At 69.7% G+C, this 20,746-nt stretch carries 17 protein-coding genes and 1 riboswitch; of the genes, 9 read left to right on the plus strand and 8 right to left on the minus strand.

Annotated elements, in window-relative coordinates; all coding sequences use genetic code 11:
• The first annotated feature begins 54 nt into the window (after window positions 1–54).
• From KF903_RS08290 to KF903_RS08300, 3 genes are all read left to right on the plus strand, one after another.
• Window positions 55–1,983: a M48 family metallopeptidase gene (locus KF903_RS08290; RefSeq protein WP_291213539.1), complete on the plus strand. Its 1,929-nt coding sequence runs from the start codon at window positions 55–57 to the stop codon at window positions 1,981–1,983.
• 98 nt (window positions 1,984–2,081) lie between these two features.
• Entirely contained in the window at window positions 2,082–2,636 is a 555-nt protein-coding gene (locus tag KF903_RS08295; RefSeq protein WP_291213541.1) for an RNA polymerase sigma factor, read from the plus strand.
• Window positions 2,637–2,640: 4 nt separating this feature from the next.
• Window positions 2,641–3,162 carry a hypothetical protein gene (locus KF903_RS08300; protein WP_291213543.1) on the plus strand — a complete coding sequence of 174 codons (522 nt, stop codon included), beginning with the start codon at window positions 2,641–2,643 and terminating at the stop codon, window positions 3,160–3,162.
• Between the two features lie 63 nt (window positions 3,163–3,225).
• Here the strand turns inward: KF903_RS08300 and KF903_RS08305 are convergent, their stop codons facing one another.
• Window positions 3,226–4,830, minus strand: coding sequence for a peptide chain release factor 3 (locus tag KF903_RS08305; RefSeq protein WP_291213545.1), 1,605 nt, complete (start codon window positions 4,828–4,830; stop codon window positions 3,226–3,228).
• A gap of 237 nt (window positions 4,831–5,067) precedes the next feature.
• A riboswitch (SAM riboswitch) is annotated at window positions 5,068–5,211 on the plus strand.
• An 82-nt stretch (window positions 5,212–5,293) separates the two neighbouring features.
• On the opposite strand from KF903_RS08305, the gene KF903_RS08310 reads away from it, so the two are divergent.
• The 3 genes from KF903_RS08310 to KF903_RS08320 all read left to right on the plus strand — a co-directional run bounded on the left by KF903_RS08310 (window position 5,294) and on the right by KF903_RS08320 (window position 8,780).
• Entirely contained in the window at window positions 5,294–6,322 is a 1,029-nt protein-coding gene (locus tag KF903_RS08310; protein WP_291213547.1) for a homoserine O-succinyltransferase, read from the plus strand.
• Window positions 6,323–6,525: 203 nt separating this feature from the next.
• Window positions 6,526–7,707: a cystathionine gamma-synthase gene (metB, locus tag KF903_RS08315; protein ID WP_291213549.1), complete on the plus strand. Its 1,182-nt coding sequence runs from the start codon at window positions 6,526–6,528 to the stop codon at window positions 7,705–7,707.
• Window positions 7,704–8,780, plus strand: a complete 1,077-nt coding sequence (locus KF903_RS08320; RefSeq protein ID WP_291213551.1) for a homoserine dehydrogenase — start codon at window positions 7,704–7,706, stop codon at window positions 8,778–8,780. Before metB ends, KF903_RS08320 begins: the two co-directional genes overlap by 4 nt.
• A gap of 12 nt (window positions 8,781–8,792) precedes the next feature.
• Here KF903_RS08320 and KF903_RS08325 read toward each other — a convergent pair whose 3' ends face one another.
• The 6 genes from KF903_RS08325 to KF903_RS08350 all read right to left on the minus strand — a co-directional run bounded on the left by KF903_RS08325 (window position 8,793) and on the right by KF903_RS08350 (window position 15,171).
• Window positions 8,793–9,677 (minus strand): DUF4097 family beta strand repeat-containing protein, encoded by an 885-nt coding sequence (locus KF903_RS08325; RefSeq protein WP_291213553.1) that lies wholly within the window; start codon window positions 9,675–9,677, stop codon window positions 8,793–8,795.
• 21 nt (window positions 9,678–9,698) lie between these two features.
• Window positions 9,699–10,142 carry a hypothetical protein gene (locus tag KF903_RS08330; RefSeq protein WP_291213555.1) on the minus strand — a complete coding sequence of 148 codons (444 nt, stop codon included), beginning with the start codon at window positions 10,140–10,142 and terminating at the stop codon, window positions 9,699–9,701.
• Window positions 10,139–10,726 carry a sigma-70 family RNA polymerase sigma factor gene (locus KF903_RS08335; protein WP_291213557.1) on the minus strand — a complete coding sequence of 196 codons (588 nt, stop codon included), beginning with the start codon at window positions 10,724–10,726 and terminating at the stop codon, window positions 10,139–10,141. The genes KF903_RS08330 and KF903_RS08335 overlap by 4 nt, the downstream gene beginning before the upstream one ends.
• Window positions 10,727–10,813: 87 nt before the next feature.
• Window positions 10,814–12,424 (minus strand): sulfotransferase, encoded by a 1,611-nt coding sequence (locus KF903_RS08340; protein WP_291213559.1) that lies wholly within the window; start codon window positions 12,422–12,424, stop codon window positions 10,814–10,816.
• Between the two features lie 79 nt (window positions 12,425–12,503).
• Window positions 12,504–14,315 carry a phosphoenolpyruvate carboxykinase (GTP) gene (locus KF903_RS08345; RefSeq protein ID WP_291213561.1) on the minus strand — a complete coding sequence of 604 codons (1,812 nt, stop codon included), beginning with the start codon at window positions 14,313–14,315 and terminating at the stop codon, window positions 12,504–12,506.
• A gap of 271 nt (window positions 14,316–14,586) precedes the next feature.
• Window positions 14,587–15,171 (minus strand): TetR/AcrR family transcriptional regulator, encoded by a 585-nt coding sequence (locus tag KF903_RS08350; RefSeq protein WP_291213563.1) that lies wholly within the window; start codon window positions 15,169–15,171, stop codon window positions 14,587–14,589.
• A gap of 155 nt (window positions 15,172–15,326) precedes the next feature.
• Between KF903_RS08350 and KF903_RS08355 the strand changes: the two genes are divergently transcribed.
• The 3 genes from KF903_RS08355 to KF903_RS08365 all read left to right on the plus strand — a co-directional run bounded on the left by KF903_RS08355 (window position 15,327) and on the right by KF903_RS08365 (window position 19,805).
• The gene (locus KF903_RS08355) at window positions 15,327–17,795 is read left to right on the plus strand and encodes an acyl-CoA dehydrogenase (RefSeq protein ID WP_291213565.1); all 2,469 of its coding nucleotides are present in this window, start codon (window positions 15,327–15,329) and stop codon (window positions 17,793–17,795) included.
• Between the two features lie 37 nt (window positions 17,796–17,832).
• The gene (locus KF903_RS08360) at window positions 17,833–18,291 is read left to right on the plus strand and encodes a nucleoside deaminase (RefSeq protein WP_291213567.1); all 459 of its coding nucleotides are present in this window, start codon (window positions 17,833–17,835) and stop codon (window positions 18,289–18,291) included.
• Window positions 18,292–18,503: 212 nt separating this feature from the next.
• Window positions 18,504–19,805 (plus strand): hypothetical protein, encoded by a 1,302-nt coding sequence (locus tag KF903_RS08365; protein WP_291213569.1) that lies wholly within the window; start codon window positions 18,504–18,506, stop codon window positions 19,803–19,805.
• Window positions 19,806–19,877: 72 nt separating this feature from the next.
• Here the strand turns inward: KF903_RS08365 and fghA are convergent, their stop codons facing one another.
• Window positions 19,878–20,726 (minus strand): S-formylglutathione hydrolase, encoded by an 849-nt coding sequence (gene fghA, locus KF903_RS08370; protein WP_291213571.1) that lies wholly within the window; start codon window positions 20,724–20,726, stop codon window positions 19,878–19,880.
• Between the last annotated feature and the right edge of the window lie 20 nt (window positions 20,727–20,746).

A 20,746-nucleotide genomic window follows, 5' to 3' on the forward strand; every position in this document is an offset into this window, starting at 1 on the left:
CGCGCCGCGCCCCGGCGCGCGCGATGCACGCCGCGTGAGTGAGGGCTTGCGCCGATGAACTTCTTTGCCCACCAGCAACGTGCCCGCCGCGACACGCGGCGCATGCTCGTGCTGTTCGCGCTGGTCGTGCTCGGAGTGGTCGCCGCGACCGACGTGGTGCTGCTCCTTACGCTCGGGCATGCGGGCGGGGTGCGACCGCAGGGTGTGCTGATGCTCAGTGCGCTCGTTGCCGCGCTCATCGCAGTGGGCTCCCTGTACCGCACCGCCACGCTGCGCGCCGGTGGGGCGGCGGTGGCGGCGGGGCTGGGCGGGGTCATGGTGCCGACCGACACCAGCCACTTCGCCTGGCGGCGCCTGCGCAATGTCGTCGAGGAAATCGCAATCGCCTCGGGGGTGCCCGTGCCGCAGGTGTTCGTGCTCGAGGAAGAGACCGGCATCAATGCGTTTGCTGCCGGCTTCACGCCGGCCGATGCGGCGATCACGGTCACGCGCGGCGCGCTCGACAAGCTCACGCGCGCCGAATTGCAGGGTGTGATCGGTCACGAATTCAGCCACATTCTCAATGGCGACATGCGCCTGAACATCCGCCTTGTCGGCATGGTGTTCGGCATCCTCGCGCTGGCCACGATCGGGCGCAGGATCGCCCAGGATTCGGGCCGCGGGCGCAGAGCCGGCATGGCCGCTGTCGTCGGGCTGGCTCTGTTTGCGGTCGGCTACATCGGCGTGGTGCTGGCGCGCGTGATCCAGGCCTCGATCTCGCGTCAGCGCGAGTACCTGGCCGACGCCTCGGCCGTGCAGTTCACGCGCCAGACCGAGGGCATTGCCGGTGCGCTCAAGAAGATCGGTGCGCTCGCCGAAGGCTCCAAGCTGGCCAGCAGCAACAGCGATGAAGTGGCGCACATGTTGTTTAGCGATGGCGTGGGCCGTCGCCCCTGGTTGGCCACGCATCCGCCGCTGGTGGATCGTATCCGGCGTCTCGATCCCGCCTTCGCCGTCGGCGAATGGCAGGTAATCGCTGAGGCCTGGTCGCAGCCGGTGGCTGCGGCCGACGCCGCGGCGCGTGATGACGTATCGATCGCCGGTCTGGCGCCGCGCGCGAGCGTGGCCAGGCCCGCACGCGGACCGGTCGATGCTCTGCCTGACCACGCCGTGCGCGTGCGCGTGACGCCGCGCGGCGTGGCGGCCCAGGTCGGCAATCCCGGCAACGACGACAGCGTTGCGGCGCGTCGCCTGCGCGCCGCGTTGCCGCCGCGTTTGCGCCTCGCGGCCCGCGACGGCGAGCGCGCAGTGCCGCTGCTGTTCGCGCTGTCGGCAGGCGAGGGCGCGGCGGTTCGCGCGCGGCAGCTGCAGCTCGTGGCCGACGCATGGGGACCGGTCATTGCCGACCTGACGGCGGAACTGGCCAGCGCGGTGGCGACGCTCCATCCGATGCAGCGCCTGCCGCTGGCGGCGCTGGCATTCCCGGCGCTGCGGCGTCGCCCTCGGCCGCAACTGGACCGCTTCATGGCGACGCTGCGTGCGCTCATCGATGCCGACGGTCGGGTGACGCTGGGCGAGTATTGCCTGGCGACACTGGTGCGCGTGCAGGTCATCGATGCACTCGACCCGACGGCTGCCTTCGTCATTGGGCGCCGCCGCCTGCCGCAGCTTGCCGGTGCCCTGCATGACCTGCTCGCGATCCTCGCCCGGCATGGTCATGCCGACGAGGCCCGGGCGCGGCAGGCCTTTGGCCTGGGCCTGCACGAGGTATTGCCCGACGCGCGCATCGACTACCGGCCGCCGGACGACTGGAAGGCCGCGCTCGATCGCGCCTTGCCGCAGCTCGACCTGCTGCTGCCGGTAGGCAAGGAATGCCTGGTGCAGGCGCTCGTGCGCGTGATCAGCGCCGACGGCCTGGTGACGCTGGCCGAGGCCGAACTGCTGCGTACGGTCTGCGCTGCGCTGCATTGCCCGCTGCCGCCGCTGCTGCAGCAACCGGCCTGAACGACCACGGCGGGCCGGGTGGCCCGTTACACTTGGCGTGCGGCGCCGCCGCATCCCTTTCCCGCAGAGCCCGCGCAGCATAGGCCGCGCCTTCCCGCATGAGCGCCCCCAACGATCCCGTCCACACCCGTCTGGAAGAGCTGCTGGCCGCCTACGGCAGCCGCGTCCGTGCGCTGCTGGTCGGCTATGGCCTGGACAAGCACGGCATCGACCCGGCCGACGTCGAGCAGGAAGTGCGCATCCGGCTGTGGCATGCGCTCGAGCGTGACCGGTCCGGGGCCTTCCATGCGTCTTATGTGCAGCGGGTCGTTGCGAGCACGGTCATCGATGCCTTGCGACGGGCCCAGGTCCGGGCGGCGGAGCCGTTGCCGGAGGAGGACGATGGAACGTTCGACGTCGAGCTGGCGCCGGTGGCGCCGGAACGGCGGGCAGGCGACCTGCAGCACATGCAAGGGCTGCAGCGCTGTCTGGCCGAGATTCCGGAGCGCCGTCGCCTGCCGATTGCATTGCACCTGCAGGGCTTTTCGCTGCAGGAGATCGCCGACATCGCCGGGATTCCCTCGGCCGAGGCGGCACGGAAACTGGTTTCGCGCGGGCTGGAGGGCCTCAAGCAACGACTGCGCGAACTCGGATTGGGCGATTTTGAAGACTGATGCCATGAACACGATGTCGCTTTCGAACCTGTATCGCCGCGCCACCGCTGGTGGCGCCGCGCCGGCTGTGGATGCCGACGCCCTGCTCGCCGTGCTGGCCGGCAAGCCGGCCGACGCGCTGCGGCGTGCCGAGGCGACGCGCGCGCTGGCCGAGTCGGCTGCCCACGCCGATCTGGCGCGCATGCTCGGCGAGCTGCAGATCGAGTCGGAGCAACTGGCGACGCAGGTGCAGCGCCTGCGCGCACCGGCGCGCCGGCAGGGCGATGTGGCGCGCCGTCACGCGCACGTCGTGCACCTGCGCTGGTTCGGCGCGATGGCGGCCAGCCTCGTGCTGGCCGTGGGGGCCTTCATGCTGCACGAGCGCAGCGAACGCCAGCAGATGGCAAGCGTGACCGGTGCGGCCGGTGCTGCGCATGTCGCCGCCACGAGCGACCGCATCTTCGCCTCGGGCGAGGAATTGCGCCAACCGGCCGCTCCGGCCGCTGCCGATCGCTTGTTCCGCAGCGACTTTTCCGAAGGCAGCTGAGTATTCGGCCACCGCTCGCGCGCGGCGCCCGGCCACGCCGGACGTCGGCCCGCATCGGCGGGTTCAGTCGGCGGCGACGGCGTGGGCGTGCTCGCGCGTGGCCGCGAACTCGATGCCTGGCGCGCGTTCCTGCGCCAACTGCAGGTTGACGCGCGACGGCGCCAGATACACGAGCTGGCCCGCGGCGTCGACCGCGAGGTGACTGGCGTTCTTCTCGCGGAACTCGGCCAGCTTGCGCTCGTCGTCGCAGTACACCCAGCGCGCAGTCACCACGCCGACGGTCTCGAATGCCGCATCGACGCCGTATTCGTCCTTGAGGCGGTAGGCGACCACGTCGAACTGCAGCGTGCCGACCGCACCGAGCACGAGGTCATTGGACATCAGCGGGCGGAAGAACTGCGTGGCGCCTTCCTCGGACAGCTGCGCCAGGCCCTTGACCAAGGCCTTCATCTTGAGCGGATCCCTGAGTCGCGCGCGGCGGAACAGTTCGGGCGCGAAGTTGGGGATGCCGGTGAACGACAGCGCTTCGCCGGCGGTGAACGTGTCACCGATCGAGATCGTGCCGTGGTTGTGCAGGCCGATCACGTCGCCCGGCCAGGCCGTCGCCACGATCTCGCGGTCCGAGGCCATGAAGGTCAGCGCATTGGCCACGCGCAGTTCCTTGCCGGTGCGCACGTGCAGCATCTTCATGCCGGCATCGTAGCGGCCGCTGCACACGCGCAGGAACGCGACGCGGTCGCGGTGGGCCGGGTCCATGTTGGCCTGGATCTTGAACACGAAGCCGCTGAAGCCCTCTTCGGTCGGCTCGACCAACCGCGTGGTGGTGGCGCGTGCGCGCGGCGCCGGCGCATGCTCGACGAAGAAGTCGAGCAGGAGCTGCACGCCGAAATTGTTGACCGCCGAGCCGAAGAACACCGGGGTGAGGCGGCCGGCGCGATAGGCGTCGACGTCGAACGCGTGCGAGGCGCCGCGCACGAGCTCGAGTTCCTCACGCAGCTCGGTCAGTGCAGCGCCGCCGATGCGGGCAGCGAGCTGAGGGTCATCGAGCCCCTGGAAGATCGTCGAATCCTGGCGCGTGAAATTGCGTCCGGGTTCGAACAGGTGCACCTCGTCGAGCAGCAGGTGGTAGACGCCCTTGAGGCGCGCCCCCATGCCGATCGGCCAGGTCACCGGCGTGCACGGGATCTTGAGTACCGATTCCACCTCGTCGAGCAGTTCGATCGGCGCGCGGCCTTCGCGGTCGAGCTTGTTGATGAAGGTCATGATCGGCGTGTCGCGCAGGCGGCACACGTCCATCAGCTTGATCGTGCGCTCCTCCACGCCCTTGGCGCAGTCGATCACCATCAGTGCCGAGTCGACCGCGGTGAGCACGCGGTAGGTGTCCTCGCCGAAGTCGGCGTGGCCCGGCGTGTCGAGCAGGTTGACGATCTTGCCCTCGTAGGGGAACTGCATCACCGAACTGGTCACCGAGATGCCGCGCTCCTTTTCCAGCGCCATCCAGTCGGAGGTCGCGTGGCGCGCGGCCTTGCGGCCCTTGACGCTGCCGGCGAGCTGGATCGCGCCGCCGAACAGCAGCAGCTTTTCGGTGAGCGTGGTCTTGCCCGCATCGGGGTGGGAGATGATGGCGAAGGTGCGCCGACGGCGCATTTGCTCGGAGTGCTCGGACATGGTCGCCACGACGGACGCGGGGAAAGCCGCCTAGGATAGCAGCGATCGGCGCCGGCCCGGCGCCAGCCGCTTGCGCCGGCCGCAGCATGGCGCCGCGGCGTCCCCGCGCGGGCGCCGCAGCGCGGTTGCGCCTCGGTCGCCGTGGCGCAGCCGCCAAATGATCTTTTGTCATGTGGATGGATAGACGTCTAAACGCCTATTGACATGACAAATGACGATCCCTACAGTGGCGGCCACTGCTCATCGAGACCGGCTGAGGGACAGGCCCAGCGAAGCCGGGGCAACCAGCGGGGCAGCAATGGTCGCAACGGCCGTTGCCGCCCGCCACGGTGCCAACTCCCGCGGCGGCTGCGCGCAGGCGCAGCCACCGAGAGATGAGCGACGACGGTACCGATGAGGGTCGGTGCGGGCGTCGCATTCGCTCCGGAACCGCGGCCACGATGGGCGCCACAGGAGCGCTGTCATGACCTTCCACGCCGAATCCCGCCCCGCCGCGTCCGATCTGCCGGCTTGCGCGGCGTTCATGCCGGCATGCAGCGAGCCCGGCCCGCGTTGCGGCGAGACACTCGTCACGTTCGAACCACGCCATGCACGCGGCGCACGCGCGGTACGCGTGCGCTGGTCGCTGCATGGGCCGGCCGGCGGTGCCCTGGTCATCGTGCAGGGCGGCATTTCGGCCGATCGCCATGTGACCGACGGTGACGCGGTGGGTGGCTGGTGGAGCGCGGTGGCAGGCGATGGCGGCGCCATCGACACGCGCCGCCAGCGCGTGCTGTCGATCGACTGGCTCGTCGCCGCCGATCTCGGCCCCGACGCGCTGGCGGTCGGCAGCGAGGACCAGGCCGACGCCATTGCCGGTTTGCTCGATGCGCTCGGCGAGCGGCGTGCCAGTGCCTACGTGGGCGCGTCCTACGGCGCGATGGTCGGGCTGGCGTTTGCGGCGCGGCATCCGCAGCGGCTCGGCCGGCTGGTCGCGATCGCGGGGGCGCATCGCGCGCATCCGCTCAGCGTGGCGATCCGCAACATCCAGCGCGAAGTGGTGCGCTTCGCCCGCGCCCACGGCGACACCGCGCGTGGGCTCGACCTCGCCCGGCGGCTGGCGATGACGACCTACCGTGGCGAGCGTGAGTTCGCCGAGCGCTGTGACGCGGCGCCTGCCTTCGTCGACGGCCGCTACCGCTTCGCCGAGGAAGGCTGGCTGCGTGCGGCGGGCGCGCGTTTTGCGCAGCGCTTCTCGGCCGAACGCTTCCTGGCGCTGTCGGAGTCGATCGACCTGCATGCGGTGGCGCCGCGGGATGTGCGCGTGCCGACCACGCTGATCGGCTTTTCATCCGATCGCGTGGTGCCGCTGGCCGACCTTTGCGAGCTGCAGCTCGGCCTCGGCGCCGCGGCGGCCCTGCACGTGATCGACACGCGCTACGGCCACGACGGATTCCTCAAGGAGCCGGCCCAGGTCGGCGCCTTGCTGCGTGAGGCTCTGCTCGAACACTGAAGTTTGCGTGGTTGCCGCGATCGACGGAGCGATCGTGGAACAAGGGCGGGGTCATCCGACCGCGTCCTGCTCGAAACGGGTCTGGTCGGCGAGTGGCGATGTCTCCCCCCAGCGTCGTGGCGCTCAACCCGTCCTGCAACCCGCCGTCCCGGCGAGGCATGGAAGCCTCTCCTGGACCCCTGTCTCACCTTGCGGAGCCTGTCATGAGCTTGACCCCTGCCACCCGGGCCGTACGCGCGGGCATCGAGAGTGATACCCAGCACGGCGCGGTGGTGCCACCGCTGCACCTGAGCACCAATTACACCTTCGCTGGCTTCGGCCGCAAGCGCGAATACGACTATTCGCGCAGCGGCAATCCCACCCGCGACCAGCTCGCCCACGCCCTCACCGATCTGGAGGGCGGCGCCGGTGGTGTGGTGACCGCCAGCGGCATGGCCGCAGTGGCACTGACGCTCGAACTGGTGCCGCCCGGTGGACGCATCGTCGCCGCGCACGATTGCTATGGCGGCACCTGGCGTCTGCTCGATGCGTGGGCCAGGAAGGGCCGGTTCAGCGTCGAATTCGTCGACCTGACCGACCCGGTGCGGCTCGCGCTCGCGTTGGCCGATGCGCCGGCGCTGGTGTGGGTCGAAACCCCGTCCAATCCGCTGCTGCGCATCACCGACATCCGGCATGTGGCGCAAGCTGCGCACGCGGCCGGCGCGCTGTGCGTGGTCGACAACACGTTCCTGTCGCCGGCGTTGCAGCAGCCGCTGGCGCTCGGTGCCGACGTCGTCGTGCATTCGACCACCAAGTACATCAATGGCCACAGCGATGTGGTCGGCGGCGCGGTGGTCGCGCGCGACGCGGAGGTGGCGGCGCAGCTCAAGGCCTGGGCCAATTGCCTTGGCCTCACCGGCGCGCCCTTCGACAGCTACCTCACGCTACGCGGACTGCGCACGCTGGGGCCGCGCCTGCGCGCGCACTGCGACAATGCCGCGCGCGTCGCCCACCTGCTCGCCGCCCATCCGGCGGTATCGCGCGTGTACTGGCCGGGACTGGACAGCCACCCCGGCCACGCCCTGGCCGCGCGCCAGCAACGCGGCTTCGGTGCGATGCTGAGCTTCGAGCTCGCCGGTGGCATCGACGCGATCGCCGCCTGCCTCGACGGGTTGGAGTTCTTTTCGCTGGCCGAATCGCTCGGTGGCGTCGAGAGCCTGATCGCGCATCCGGCCACGATGACGCATGCCTCGATGGCGGCCGATGCGCGGCGCAACGCCGGCATCAGCGATGACCTGCTGCGCCTGTCGGTCGGTATCGAGGACGGCGATGATCTGTGCCGTGATCTCGCGGCGGCGCTGCAGCGCGCCGCGGCTGCCGGCAAACGCAAACCGGTGTGTGCATGAACGCGCTGCCGGCCGTCAATCCGGCGCGCGCTGGCGTCGCGCTGGTAGTGCTTGGGGTCGGTGGCGTCGGCCGCGCGCTGCTCGAACTGCTTGCCACGCCGGCGGCCGGCGCGCTGCAGTTGGTGGCGATCGCCGACTCCACGCGGCAGTGGGTCAATCCGCGCGGCATCGTGCCGGCACGCGCGCGGCGCCTGCTGGCGGCGTCGGTGCAGCCGCGCGACGACGAGGCCTTGCTCGGCGCGCTGCGCGACAGCGGCCTGGTCGAACAGGTCATCGTCGACGCCACCGCATCGAGCGCCGTTGCCGCTCACCATGCCGATTGGCTCGCACGTGGTTGTCACGTGGTCAGCGCCAACAAGGCGGCGCTCGGCGAGCGACTCGAAGGCTGGCAGCGGCTGCGCCATGCCAGCCGCCTGGGGCGCCGCCGCTATGGCGATGCGGCCACGGTGGGAGCGGGCCTGCCGGTGCTGTCGACCCTGCTGCGGCTGTGCCAGTGCGGCGATCGACTGCGCGCGCTCGATGGCGTGTTCTCGGGCTCGCTGTCGTGGCTGTTCAACAATTTCGACGGCAGCCGGCCATTCTCGGCGCTGCTGCACGAGGCGCGCCAGCGCGGCTACACCGAGCCCGACCCGCGGCTCGATCTCGGTGGTGCCGATGTCGCGCGCAAGCTGCTGATCCTGGCGCGCGCGGCCGGGCATGCGATCGACGCGCACGAGGTGCACGTCGAGAGCCTCGTGCCGGGCGGACTACGCGAGGTCACTGTCGAGGCGTTTCTCGCGCGCGCCAGCGAGCTCGACGCGCCGCTGGAACAGCGCCGCGCCCAGGCCGCGCGCGAAGGCAGGCTGCTGCGCTTGCTGGCACGGCTCGACAGTCAGGGGCGCGCGAGTGTCGGGCTGGTGGCCGTCGAGCCGACGCATCCCGCGGCGCGACTGGCCGGCAACGACAACCTGTTCGCGCTGACGACGGTGCGCTATCACGACCAGCCGCTCGTGATCCAGGGTCCCGGCGCCGGTGCGGAGGTCACCGCACAAGCGCTGCTCGGGGATGTGCTCGCGTTGACCGCCGATCGGTGATCGGCCGACCGTTCACGGTTTGCGGATTTCGATGTCGCCGCTGAAGGTTTCGAGCCGGATCTGCCCGCTGCCGCTGCCGAGCGTGACCTCGAGGCGCTTGTCGCGCGATGCGGCGCCATCGCCGAAGTCGCTGCGGATGCGGCCGCTGAACGTCGATGCGCGCAGACGCGCGGAGACGATCGCCGGCAGGCCCAGGTGCACGTCGCCGCTCATCGATTCCACGGCGACGACTGCGTCGTCAGCGGGCGTGCCGCGCAGACGGATGTCGCCCGACACGGTCTGCGCATCGAGCTTGCGGTAAGCGGCAGTGTCGGCGTCGATGTTGCCCGACACGGTTTGCAGTTCGATCTCACCGCCCAGGCCGCGTGCACGGATGTTGCCCGACACGGTTTCGAGGTCGGCCCGCGCGGCCTTCGCGGTCAGGTCGACGTCGCCGCTCACGCTGTCGATGTCGACGCGGGCAGCCCCGCTGTCGAGCCGCGATTTGCCGCTGACGGTGTGGACCTTGAGCGCGTTGCCGGCGACACCATCCAGCTCCACGTCGGCACTGACCGTATCGATGGCCAGCGCGGCGCCGCGCGGAACCTTGAGCTCGAGCACGGTATCGCCCATGCGCGTATCGGCGCCCCAGTCGAGCCAGCCGCGCTCGGGAGCCTCGACCTTGATCTGCAGGTGACTGGCGTCGCCCTCGATCGACAGCGCCTTGCTGCCGCTGCCGAGCGTGCCGCCGATCGCGACCTCGGCACGGTCCCAGCCAGTGACGGTGACCGAGCCCTTGATGTTGGCGACCTCGATGCGGGCGTCGGCATTCACCGCGCGCGTCTGGTTGATCGGGGTCTGGGCACTGACCGTCGCAGCGACCAGAGTGAGCAGCAGCGGCAGCATCGTTGCGTTCATCGGGGCAGTCTCCATCGTCGGTCAGCCGGTTCGGCCGGCGTCGTGCAGCAGGCGCGCGCGGCGCGCCTGGGTGCGCTTGAGCAGGTCGCCCAGCAGCGCGTTGTCGGGCTGGCTGGCCAGCGCCTGTTCGATCTGGGCATGGGCGGCGTCGAGCACGATGGCGCCGGCCAGCAGGCGTGGGTCGTCATTGGGAGGCCGGGTTCTCGCTGCGCGCAGCGGTGCGATCGAGGTGCTGGCCAGCGGTTGCGGCGTGGCAGCCTGCCATGGCCGCAGCAACGTGCCGGCGCCGATGGCCAGCATCACCAGACATGCCGCCGCGAGCCACGGCAGCAAGCGCCGGTGCCGGCGCATGGGCGCGGCGCGTCCGGCAGCGACCGCGGCCGCGATCGCTGGCCACAGGTCGCGCGCGGGCGGATGGTCGGTGCGCAGTGCGCGCAGCCCGCGCTGCAACTCGAAGTCGGTCATGGGTGTGGGCTCCCGGATGGCGGTGGCGCGTGTTCGCCAAGCAGCTCGCGCAGCAGGCCGCGGGCACGATGCAGGTGCGCCTTGCACGAGCCGACTGCGATGCCGAGCGCAGCGCCGATCTGTGCATGCTGCCAGCCTTCGATGTCGTGCAGCACGAGCACTGCGCGGGCGCGCGGTGGCAGGCTCGCCACCGCGCGTTGCAGTTCTGCGCGCTCGCCGGGGCAGAACGCATTGGCGGCACCGGCCAGCGACTCGAGCGTGGTCGGATCGCAGGCCTGCTCGGGTGTCTGGCCACGCAGGTGCATCAGCGCGCGGTTGACTGCGAGCCGATGCAGCCAGGTCGAGAAGGCGCTGTCGCCGCGAAAGTCCGGCAGCCCCTGCCAGGCACGCACGAAGGTGTCCTGGGTGAGTTCCTCGGCTACGGCCGCGTTCATGCCACTCAGACGCCACAGCACGCCATGCACGCGGCCGGCGTGGCGCTGGTACAGCATCTCGAACGCGGCCACCTCACCGGCTGCGGCGCGGCGTACCAGCGCGGCATCATCGGCGGCGGTGGCCGCGCGCGGCGGCGCGGACTCGCTCATCGGCATCGGCAGGGACAGGCAGGCATCCATCTTGCCAGCTTGGATGCGCGGCCGTCAGGCAGGGTTTAGCTGCCGGCGGCGGCCGGATCAGTCGGCCGTGAACGCCGTCGCCGGCAACTGTTCGCGCAGGACGCGCTCGGCGGCGGCCAGCGGCTGTGCATGGCGGCGCCAGGCGCCGATCGAGCGCGTGTGCAGGGTCTGGCGTACCTGCGAGCTGCTGGCGGTGGCCGATGGCGCCGTATTGTGACCGAGGTCGGCGCAGGCCGCCTCGAACGGCAGGTCGCAATGGGCCAGCACGCCGCGCATGACGCCGCTCGGATCGCGCACGAGGTCCTCGTAGCGCACGGTCAGCACCGCGCCGGGCATGACGCTGTGCCAGTGCGCGAGCAGGCGGTGGAAGCGCACGATGTGCGCGGCCGCTTCGAGTGGGTCGTAGCTGTAAGGGTAGAACTCGCCGGCGAACAGCTCCTTGAGGTTGGATAGGCAACTGTCGAGCGGGTCGCGCACGAGACAGATCAGCTTGGCCTGCGGTAGTGCGCGGTGGATGAGTCCGGCATGGAGGAAGTTGCGCGGGAACTTGTCGATGAGGTGGCTGGCGCCGCCCCTGCGCCATTCGGTGCGCTGCAGGTAGCCATGGCCGAGGGCGGCAAAGTCCATCGCCGGCGCTGCCGCGAGCAGGCGCGGGTCGGCGGGTTCGCTGGTGGCGATGTTGGCCTCCCAGCACAGTTGGTGCTGGAAGTCGTTGAGCTCGCCGGCCGAGGCCACGCGGCTGTGGTTGGCGAGCAGGCGCTCAAGCACGGTGGTGCCGCTGCGTGGCAGCCCGAGCACGAACACCGGTGTATGGCTGCCGGTACCGTTGCCCGCAGCATGACCAACGAAGTCGGCATCGCACAGTTCGGTCACGGCCGCGAACATCGCCTGCTCGTCGGCTGGGTTCCAGTGCAGGGTGGCGCGCTTGAGCTGCATGCCTTCGGCGAGTGCGGCCCATGCGGCGGTAGGGTCGCCGGCCGCGTCGAGATGGATGAACAACGCGTAATCGACCATCGCCCGCTGCAGTGGCTCGAGGTCGTTGCGTGCCAGCGCCGCACGGATGCGCGCGAGCTGCCCGGCTGCATCGGCGTGCACATCGTGCCCGGCCAGCATCAGCATCGCGGCGGCGTGCTCGGGCGCCAGCGCGAGACAACGCTCGAATTCCGCCGTCGCCTCGGCGCCGCGACCCAGGTGGCGCAGCGTGACTGCACGCATGTAGTGGAGCTGCGCCGTTGGCCGATGCCGGGTCAGCGCGAGGTCGAGGATCTGCAGCGCGTCGGCATGGCGGTCGGCCTGGCCCAGCGTCTGTGCCAGACGCGCGGCGAGATCCGGGTGCGCCGAGCTCACCGACCATCCCGCGCGTTCGATGATGTGGGTGGCAAACCGTGTCTCGCCAAGTCCCTGCAGGTGCTGGGCGAGCGCTTCGACGCCGCCGAAGCGCTGGTGTTCGCGCATGACCAGCGCCGCCGTGCGTGCATGCTCGACGGCCAGTCGGAAATCGCCGCCAGCGCGGGCCGCGGACGACAGTGCGAACCAGCCCATCGGGTCGTCGGGGTAGCGTTCGGCGATCGTGCGATAGGTCACGACGGCCTGGGTGTAGTCGCCGGCTGCCACGCAATCGGCGGCGCGCCGCCACAGGTTGTCGAGTTCGGTTGGGGGGGTGTTCACTGCAGGGGATCCGTTCGGCAGGACCAGTCCGTGTGCGGCAAGCGCTGCACACGGCGGGGTGATTGTTCCGTTGTCGGCGTCAGGAGGCGACTTTGGCGTGTGGCAGCGCGCCGCGCGCACGCTCGATCGCCGCGGCGATGCGCTCGCGTTCGGCATGCAGGCGCGCCGGCGTGTGGGTGCCGAACGAATCCAGATACTGGCCGATGTCGCTCACCTCGCTGGCCCAGCCGTCGAGATCGACGGCGAGCAGCTCGTCGAGCGCGCCCTCGCGCAGCGCCAGCCCTTCGCTGTGCAGGTCGCTCGCACGCGGCAGCAGGCCGATCGGCGTGTCCTGCGCGCCGGCTGCGCCGGTGCAGCGGCCGATGATCCACTCGAGCACGCGCAGGTTCTCGCCAAAACCGGGCCACAGGAACTTGCCGTCGGCACCCTTGCGGAACCAGTTGACGTGGAACATCTGTGGCAGCTTCATGCCGGGCCTGTCGAACGACAGCCAGTGCGCGAAGTAGTCACCGTAGTTGTAGCCGCAGAACGGCTTCATCGCCATCGAATCGCGGCGCAGCACACCGACGGCGCCGGTGGCGGCGGCCGTCGTCTCCGAACCCATCGCCGCGCCGACCAGCACGCCGTGCGCCCAGTCGCGGGCCTGGAATACCAGCGGCACCAGCGAGGGGCGGCGTCCGCCGAACACGATCGCGCTGATCGGCACGCCTTGCGGATGTTCGGCCATTGGCGACCAGCTCGGTGCCTGACGGGCCGCAACCGTGAACCGCGAGTTGGGGTGCGCGGCCGGACCATGCGCGCTGTCGTAGGGACGTCCGCGCCAGTCGGTGACCGGGGTCCCCTCATGCAGGCCTTCCCACCAGGGCTGGTTGTCGGCGGTGACGGCGACATTGGTGTAGATCGTGTCGTGCTGGATCGAGGCCAGCGCATTGGGGTTGGTGCCGTGATCGGTACCGGGAGCGACGCCGAAGAAGCCCGCTTCGGGGTTGATGGCGTAGAGGCGCCCGTCCGGACCGGGATGCATCCAGCAGATGTCGTCGCCGATCGTCCACACCTTCCAGCCCGCGTGGCGATAGCCTTCGGGTGGAATCAGCATCGACAGGTTGGTCTTGCCGCAAGCCGAGGGGAACGCGGCGGCGATGTAGTGGATATTGCCGCGCGGATCCTCGACGCCGACGATGAGCATGTGCTCGGCCAGCCAGCCTTCCTGGCGCGCCTGCCACGAGGCGATGCGCAGCGCATGGCACTTCTTGCCGAGCAGCGCATTGCCGCCGTAGCCGGAGCCGTAGGACTTGATCGTCAGTTCTTCGGGGAAGTGCATGATGAAACGGCGTTCGGGATCGAGTTCGCCGATCGAATGCAGACCCTTGACGAAGGTGCCTTCGCGCTCGATGCGGGCCAGGGCCGGCGCGCCCATGCGCGTCATGATGCGCATGTTGGCGACCACGTAGGGCGAGTCGGTGATTTCCACGCCGCAGCGCGAAAGCGGCGAATCGATCGGGCCCATGCAATACGGGATCACGTACAGCGTGCGGCCGCGCATGCAGCCATCGAACAGCGCGTCGATCTTGGCGTGGGCCTCGTCCGGAGCGAGCCAGTGGTTGTTGGGACCGGCATCGTCACGCTCGCGCGTGCACACGAGCGTCAGGTGTTCCACGCGCGCCACGTCGGACGGGTTGGAGCGGTGCAGGTAGCAGCCCGGATGGGTCTGCTGGTTGAGCTCGAGCAGCGTGCCGTCGGCGAGCATCTGCGCGCGCAGAGCCGCGGCCTCGGCCTCCGAGCCGTCGCACCAATGGATGTGATCGGGCCGGGTCAGGTGGGCAACTGCCGCCACCCAATGGTTGAGCGCTTCGAGTCGACTCGAAGTGATGCTTGACGTGTGTTGGCTCATCAGACAGCGGCGGGACAAGAACGGACAGGTGACGGTAGCGACCGCCTCCGGCCATTGCAAGGCGAACTGCGGCAAGCCGCATTGGACAGCCGATCCGGTGCCGGTGTCGCGTCGCGCCCGACATGGCGGAAGGCCGCGCAACCGCTTGAGCCGGTGGCCGTTCCATCGCCTGCGCGGGTGAGGTGGTCAAGTCTGCAACGGTTGCCGCGGCAGCGGCGCCAGGCCCGGCTTCAGCGGCTGTGCGCGCCGCAGCCGCCGCTTGCGGACCCGATCAGCGGCTCGGGATCAGCGTATCGATGAAGTCGTCGATGTAACGCTCGAACTCGTCGTGCGTCATGCGCGGCTGGCCGATGTGCGCGAGCTGGACGAAACCGACATAGGCCGAATAGGCCAGGCGTGCGCGGTTGGCGGCGGTCTTGGCGTCGAAGCCGGCCTCACGGAACGCGTGGGTGACGAAATCGATGCGTCGCTGCGAGGCGCGTTCGAGCAACGGACCGATCAGCGGCTGGTCGATCGCGCGGAACAGCGCCGCGAAGATCGTGTGGGTCGGGCGGCGATGGCTGGTCAGGCGGATGAGTTCGCGCACGCGCTCGCGCGGGTCGGCGACCTTGGCCAGCGGTGCGACGACCTGCTCCTCGTCGTTGTGCTCCCAGCGCTCGATGGCGGCCTGGATCAGGGCCTCGCGGGTCGGGAAATGCCAGTAGAAGCTGCCCTTGGTGACGCCGAGTCGACGTGCCAACGGCTCGATCGCAACCGCGCCCAGGCCGCTCTCGGCCAGCGCCTCGAGTGCGGCGAGCTCCCAGTCGACGGCTGACAGGCGGACCTTGGGTTCAGGCTTGGTGACCTTTCTTGGCATCGCCGGAGTGTGCCGCAGCGCACGCCGCGGCGAAAGCCGCACGAGGCAAGCGTGGCGCTTGGCCGCACGGTGTTGACAGTGTAAACACGTTCTTCAATACTGGACAGTATGGAACATCCGTGCCGCTGGGCTCGCCCATCCTCGAGGACCACGCCATGACCGTGTTTGCGCCATTCCTTGCTGGTTTCCTGCTGCTCCTGGTCGCTGCCTACCTGCGCCTGCGATTGCCGTTGTGGTCGAGCCTGGCCGCCGCCGCCATCGTCGCTGCCGGCTTGCTGTGCCGGTCGGGCGCGGTGGCCACGCTCGTGCCACTGCTGCTGCTCGCCGTCGTCGCGCTGCCGCTCAATCTGGTCGCGTTCCGGCGCCGCCGGTTGTCGGCACCGCTGCTCGCGCTGTTTGCGCAGGTCACGCCGAAGCTGTCGGACACCGAACAGACCGCACTCGACGCCGGTACGGTCGGCTTCGAGGGTGAGTTGTTCAGCGGCAAGCCGGACTGGCGCAAGCTGCTGGCGCAGCCCAAGCCGCAGCTTTCCGTCGAGGAGCAAGCCTTCCTCGATGGCCCGGTCGAGACGCTGTGCGCGATGACCAACGATTGGGAAATCACCCACGAGCTGGCCGACCTGCCCGCGGCGGTGTGGGACTTCATCAAGAAGGAACGCTTCTTCGGCATGATCATCCCGAAGAAGTACGGCGGTCTCGAGTTCTCGGCGCTGGCGCAATCGGCGGTGCTGCAAAAGCTCATGGGCGTGTCGGGCTCGTTGTCCTCGACCGTGGGCGTGCCCAACTCGCTCGGTCCCGGCGAACTGCTGCTGCATTACGGCACCCCCGAGCAGCGCGACTACTACCTGCCGCGTCTTGCCGACGGCCGCGAGATCCCGTGCTTTGCGCTCACCGGGCCGTACGCGGGCTCGGATGCGACCTCGATTCCCGACTACGGCATCGTCTGCAAGGGCGAGTGGAACGGCGCCAACGTGGTCGGCGTGCGCCTGACCTTCGACAAGCGCTACATCACGCTGGCACCGATCGCGACGCTGTTCGGCCTGGCGTTCCGCATGCACGACCCCGAGCACCTGCTTGGCGATGTCGAAGACATCGGCATCACGCTCGCGCTCATTCCGCACGACACCAAGGGACTTGAATACGGTCGGCGCCACTTCCCGCTCAACGCAGCCTTCCTCAACGGCCCGGTGCGCGGCAAGGACGTGTTCATCCCGCTCTCGCAGCTCATCGGTGGCGAGAAGATGGCCGGGCAGGGCTGGCGCATGCTGGTCGAATGCCTGTCGGTCGGGCGCGGCATCACGCTGCCCTCGAATGCGAGCGGCGGCGTCAAGGCGGGCGCGCTCGCGACCGGCGCGTATGCGCGCATCCGCAAGCAGTTCGGCATCGCGATCGGCCGTTTCGAGGGCGTCGAGGAAGCACTCGCGCGCATCGGCGGGCACAGCTATGCAATCAGCGCGCTGGCACGCGCCAGCGCGGCGGCGGTCGACCGCGGCGAAAAGCCGGCGGTGGTGACCGCCATCGCCAAGTACCACGCCACCGAGCGCGGCCGCGAGGTGGCCCGCGATGTGATGGATGTGCACGGCGGCAAGGGCGTCCAGCTCGGCCCCGGCAACTACGCCGGCCGCGCCTGGCAGACCTCGCCGATCGCGATCACGGTCGAAGGCGCCAACATCCTCACGCGCAGCCTCATGATCTTCGGCCAGGGCGCGATCCGCTGTCATCCGTTCGTGCTGCGCGAGATGGCTGCACTCAAGCTCAGCGATCGCGATGAGCGCCTCAAGGCCTTCGACGCCGCGCTGTGGGGCCACGTCGGTTTCGCGATCTCCAACGCGGTGCGCAGCCTCGTGCTCGGCCTCACCTTCGGCAAGATCGGGCGCGTGCCGGGCGACACCTGGACGCGGCGTTACTACCGCAAGCTCAACCGCTACGCGGCGGCGCTCGCGCTGGTCTCCGACACCTCGATGCTCGTGCTTGGCGGCAAGCTCAAGTTCAAGGAAAAGCTGTCCGCGCGGCTTGGCGACGTGCTCTCCAACCTTTACATCGCCAGCGCGATGCTCAAGCGCTACGAGGACCAGGGGCGTCCGTTCAACGACCGTCCGCTGCTCGCCTGGGCGTTCCATGACGGCGTGTACCGCATGCAGGAAGCGCTCGATGGCGTGCTGCGCAACTTCCCGCTGCGCCCGGTGGCGTGGTTCTTGCGCGCGCTGGTGTTCCCGCTCGGCCGCCGTGAGGTGCCACCGTCGGATCGGCTCGGGCGCCGCGTCGCCGCGATCCTGTGCACGCCGGGCGAGTCGCGTGACCGGCTCGGCGAGTGGGTGTACTTGACGCCCAACGCCAACAATCCGGTCGGTCGCATGCACGCCTTGCTGCCCGACGTGATTGCCGCCGAGCCGATCGAGCGCAAGTTCCTCAAGGCCGCCAAGGCCGGCGAGCTCGATGGCTATGACTACGACAGCCAGCTTGCCGATGCGCAGGCCAAGGGCGTGCTCAGCGCCGCCGAATGCGACCTGCTCGCGCGCGTGCGCACGGCGACGTTCGAGTTCATCTCGGTCGATGACTTCGACCCGGACGAGCTCGCGGCCGGCAAGCACCACGAGCGCAAGGCGTTGCGCCACGCGGCATGATCGCCGACCATCGTGGGCACCGCGCGAGGTGCCCACGATGGACATGCACGACTGCGACCATGAATTTCTTGCCGCCGCGCGTGCCGAGGCCGCCGCCGGCCTCGCCGAGGGTGGCATCCCGATCGGCTGCGTGATCGTGCATGCGGGCCGCATCATCGGCCGCGGTCACAACCGCCGCGTGCAGCAGGGCAGCGTGATCCGCCACGGCGAGATGGATGCGTTCGAGAATGCGGGGCGGCAGGACGCGCGCGTCTACCGCGAGTGCACGCTCTACACCACGCTGTCGCCCTGCGCGATGTGCAGCGGCGCGATCGTGCTGTACGGAATCCCGCGCGTGGTGATCGGCGAGAACCGCTCGTTTCGCGGCGAGGAGGACTGGTTGCGCAGCCGCGGCGTCGAACTCGTGCTCGCCGACGATGCAGGTTGCAGCGAACTCATGGCACGCTTCATGCGCGAGCAGCCCGCGCTGTGGCACGAGGACATCGGTGAACCCTGACCGCAGCGGCCGCTCGCGACTGGCTGTGCGCCAGCGCGCCGCTCCCTGCGGCGGGCCGTCGGCGCAGCCGGGCGCACGCATCACGCAGTGATGCCGCGGTGCCGCGACGTCGCCGCCAGCGCGGCGGTTGCGGGCTCGGGTGCCAAATCGCGTTGTTGGTGGCATGGTGCCAGTGCGGCGCCAACCGTTCCCCTGACCAACGAGGCCAAGCCATGATTCACATCCATCGTCCCGTCCATGCCACGCTGCGCGCCGGCGTCCTCGGCGCGGCGCTCGCGGCCGCCTGTGGTCTCGCCCATGCCGCGCCGGGCGCCAGCCCGGCCACCCCGGTGGCGCAATACTGGATGGACATCGCCACCTTCAACATGATGGGCATGGACGAGATGCCCGAGATGGCCGGCATGGGCGGCGGCATGCTGAGCGGCATGATGAACCGCAACAGCCGTACCGGCCGCGACGGCCGCCATGCCAAGGGCGTGGGCAACTTCGGCGAAACGCGCGGCGGTGGGATCGGCCGCCGTGTCGACATCGCGCTGTACACGCGCGACAACAGCGCCGGCACCAGCGCATTGCAGCAGGTTCCGGCAGGCGCCGACCTCGGTGCGGCGCCGCTGCACCTGATCACGCCGCCGCGCGAAAGCGTGCAGGCGGGCGGGGACACGGTGGAGCTGCCCGAGCGGCCGCGCGGCCGCATCCTGTTCTACTGGGGCTGCAGCGCCGACATCAAGGCCGGCCAGCCGCGCATCCTCGACATGAGCAAGCTCAGCGCACAGGACTACGCGGGCTTCATGCAGGGCCGCCACGTGGCCGATCGTGGTGCGCGCGCCGAGGCGGGTCATGCGATCTGGCCGAACGAGCGCGAGAACTCGCACATCACGCGGCGTGCCTCGCTGGTCGGTGAGCATACGGTCAGCGGCGACGGCGTGCCGGCCGGACTCAGCTTCCGCATCGACGAGCGGCACGATTTCATGCCGAGTCTCAAGGTCGATTCGGCGGGCGATCTGGCCGCGAGCATCCGCGTGCACTGGCAGCCGGTCGACACCGCGCGGGCCTACCTGCTCACCGCGATGAGCGGCGGCATGGATGGCAACAACGCCCCCGAGATGGTGATCTGGAGTTCGTCCGAGCCACCCGAATCGGGCTTCGGCCTGCTCGACTACATCAGCAACGCCAACATCGACAAATGGCTCAAGGAGCGCGTGCTGCTGGCGCCGAGCCAGACCGAATGCGCGATCCCCAAGGGCATCTTCGCCAACAGCCAGGGCGCGATGCTGCAGGCGATCGCCTACGGTGACGAACTCAACCTCGTGCATCCGCCGCGGCCGGCCGACCCGAAGGCCGCGTGGAAGCCCGAGTGGTCGGTGCGCGTGCGCAACAAGTCGGTGGCGATGAACATGCTCGGGCAGGAGAACGTCGAGATGCCGGCGCAGCACGGGCGGCGCCAGCGCGACGACGACTCGCAAGGCGAGCGGCCGAGCGCGAAGAAGTTGCTCAAGGGTCTCTTTGGCCACTGACGTGGCCGTGGCCACCGCATGCCGGCCGCTGGCACGCGGCCGGCCGGCGCCAGCGGCGACCGCCCGCTGGCGCTAGTCGCACAGCGCCTGCGCGTGATGGCGCAGGTGCTCGTCGATGAAGCTCTGGATGAACCAGTAGCTGTGGTCATAGCCCGCGTGCACGCGCAGCGACAGCGGCTGGCGCGCGGCACGCGCGGCCGCATCGAGCCGCCAGTATTGCAGCTGCACCTCGAGGAACTGGTCGGCCTGGCCCTGCTCGACCAGCAGCGTGCCTGGGAAGCGGCGGCGCATTTCCAGCAGCGACACCGCATCCCACTCGCGCCAGGCCTTGCTGTCGTTGCCGAGGTAATGCCGCAACGCCTTGCGGCCCCACGGGACCAGGCTGGGCGCCACGATCGGCGCGAACGCCGATACCGAGCGGTAGCGACGCGGATTCTTCAGCGCGATCACGAGCGCGCCATGACCGCCCATCGAGTGTCCGCACAGGCCCTCGCGATCGATATCGAGCAACGGGAAGTGGCTGCCAAGCACATACGGCAGTTCCTTGGTCACGTAGCTGTACATGCGGAAGCGCTTGGCGTAGGCCGCTTCGGTGGCGTCGAGGTAGAAGCCCGCGCCCTCGCCGAACTCCCAGTCGCCGGTGGCGCCATCGATGCCGGTGTCGCGCGGGCTGGTGTCGGGCGTGACCAGCGCGATGCCCAGTTCGGCGGCCATGCGCTGCGCGCCGGCCTTGATCGCGAAGGTTTCTTCGTTGCAGGTGAGTCCGGCCAGGCAGTACAGCACCGGCGCGCGCCGGCCGGCGCGCAGTGGCGGCACGAATACGCCAAAGCGCATCGGGCCATCGGTTTCCAGCGAGTCGTGTCGATAGTAGCCCTGCATGCCGCCATGGCATTGCTGCTGGCTGATGGTGTGGATGCTCATGGCGGATCGGTTCCGTTGAT

The organism is Dokdonella sp. (assembly GCF_019634845.1).
Classification (GTDB): Bacteria; Pseudomonadota; Gammaproteobacteria; order Xanthomonadales; family Rhodanobacteraceae; genus Dokdonella_A.